Genomic DNA, 1,764 nt, shown 5'->3' with positions numbered 1-1,764 from the left:
GAGCGGCATCCTGTTCTACAACACGCTCTTCGACGAGAACGCCTCCTGCCACATCGCGCTCGGGCAGTGCTATTCGAAATGCTTCGTCGACGGTGCGAGTCTGACGCCCGAGCAGATCGCGGCGCAGGGCGGCAACAAGAGCCTGATCCATATCGACTGGATGATCGGCTCCGGCGAGGTCGATATCGACGGCGTCCACGAGGACGGGCGCCGCGTGCCGCTCTTCCGCAAGGGCGAGTGGGCTTAACGCGCGTCCATCAGCCAGTCGGCGAGCGACGGGCGGCGATGTCCGTCGCGTCCGGTCAAGGCGGGCGCGGCGACCATCGCGTTCAGCACCGCTTCTTGAGTCGCGTCCGCCGCGGCGCGGAAAAGGTTGTCGATGCGGTTCTCGTTGAGGACCCGCAGCGGGGCCAGATCGCCGGGCTCGTCATGATCGATCGGGTCGGCGGTGGAGAAGGCGAGCGCGATATCGCCGCTGCCATTCCCCCAGAAGGCACCGAGCCGGGCGAGACCGGCACCGGCCCGCCGGGCGACCCGCGTCAGTTGCCGCGATTCCAGCGGCACATCGGTGGCGAGGACGATGATGACCGAGCCGCGCTCGGCCACCGTTCCGGCGTCGGGCGGCAGCGGCTTTCGCCCATCCGGCAGCACGAGGTCGCCCGCGACGCCGAAATTGGCGAGCACCAGCGCACCGAGCGTGAAATCCTGGCCGTCGAGCCTCAAGCAGCGCGAGGCGCTGCCGATACCGCCCTTGAAGCCGAAGGCGCTCATCCCAGTACCGGCCCCGATGGCGCCTTCCGCGACCGGCCCGCCGACGGCTGCATCGAGCGCGGCGAAGGCATGATCCTGCGTTAGCGCCCGCGCGCGGATATCGGAGAGAAAGCCGTCATTGCATTCGAGGACGAGCGGATTGACCGTGCCGGTCTCACGCCCGATGTCGGGATTGGCTGCGAGCGCCCGGCTGACCAGCGCCTCGAAGCCGGTGCCGACCGACAGCGTATTGGTGAGCAGCAGCGGCGTCTCGATCTGGCCGAGTTCGGCGAGCTGCATCAGCCCAGCGCTTTTGCCGAACCCGTTGATCACCTCGCAGCCGGCCCGCAGCTTGCGCCGGAAGAGGTTGCCCCGATGCGGCAGGATCGCGGTGAAGCCCGTCCTCAGATCGCCTTCGCTCAGCGTGCAGTGACCGACCACGACGCCGGGAACATCGGTGATTGCGTTGAGAGGCCCCGGTTCGAGGACGCCGCAGATCAGGCCGAAATCGCGCAGGCGGCGGGTCATATGGGGCTCCAGCGGTTGAGTGGCCCGGCTCGATATGTTTCGTCGAGCTCTCCGTCCCTTGTCATTCCGGGGCATGCCGCTGGCATGAACCCGGAATCCACGACAGGTTAAAAGGGCGGATCGCTCTCGCTCACCCCGTCATGGGTTCCGGGTTCTTCGCCTCGCGAAGCCCCGGAATGACAGGTCGCGAGCGATGGCCCTCACTTCTCCACGAAGGCCTTTTCGATGACGTAGTCGCCGGGTTCGCCGGTGTTGCCTTCGGTGAGGCCGCGTTCCTCGAAGATGGTCTTGAGGTCGGCGAGCATTTGCGGCGAGCCGCACAGCATGAAGCGGTCGCTCGCCGGGTCGAAGCCCTGCTGGCCGATGTCGGCGAAGAGCTGGCCGGAGGTGAGGAGATCTGTGATGCGGCCGCGGTTGCGGAAGGGCTCGCGCGTCACCGTCGGATAGTAGGTGAGCTGCTGGCGGATCGTCTCGCCGAGGAACTCG

Annotated in this window: 2 protein-coding genes and 1 pseudogene; 1 reads left to right on the top strand and 2 read right to left on the bottom strand. The window is 67.2% G+C overall.

The window, feature by feature from the left end:
* Positions 1–247, top strand: a 247-nt coding sequence (locus tag ACOJTB_RS19920) for an aminopeptidase (RefSeq protein ID WP_420104262.1), incomplete at its 5' end; no start/stop codon positions are given.
* Here the strand turns inward: ACOJTB_RS19920 and ACOJTB_RS19915 are convergent.
* Together ACOJTB_RS19915 and ACOJTB_RS19910 are read right to left on the bottom strand one after the other, a co-directional pair.
* Positions 244–1,278, bottom strand: a complete 1,035-nt coding sequence (locus ACOJTB_RS19915) for a DmpA family aminopeptidase (RefSeq protein WP_420104261.1) — start codon at positions 1,276–1,278, stop codon at positions 244–246. The two genes, ACOJTB_RS19920 and ACOJTB_RS19915, sit on opposite strands and share 4 nt — an antisense overlap.
* A 200-nt stretch (positions 1,279–1,478) precedes the next feature.
* A pseudogene (locus ACOJTB_RS19910) lies at positions 1,479–1,764 on the bottom strand (ferredoxin--NADP reductase); the annotation flags it as partial.

The sequence above is a fragment of the Allobosea sp. genome, from assembly GCF_048595345.1.
In the GTDB taxonomy this organism is placed as follows: Bacteria; Pseudomonadota; Alphaproteobacteria; order Rhizobiales; family Beijerinckiaceae; genus Allobosea.
The sequence above is the reverse complement of the archived record's forward strand: the minus strand, read 5'-3'. Positions and strand labels throughout refer to the sequence as shown.

Excerpts from the sequence above, each read along its gene's own strand:
- ACOJTB_RS19915 (WP_420104261.1), bottom strand. The coding sequence starts at position 1,278 with ATGACCCGCCGCCTGCGCGATTTCGGCCTGATCTGCGGCGTCCTCGAA.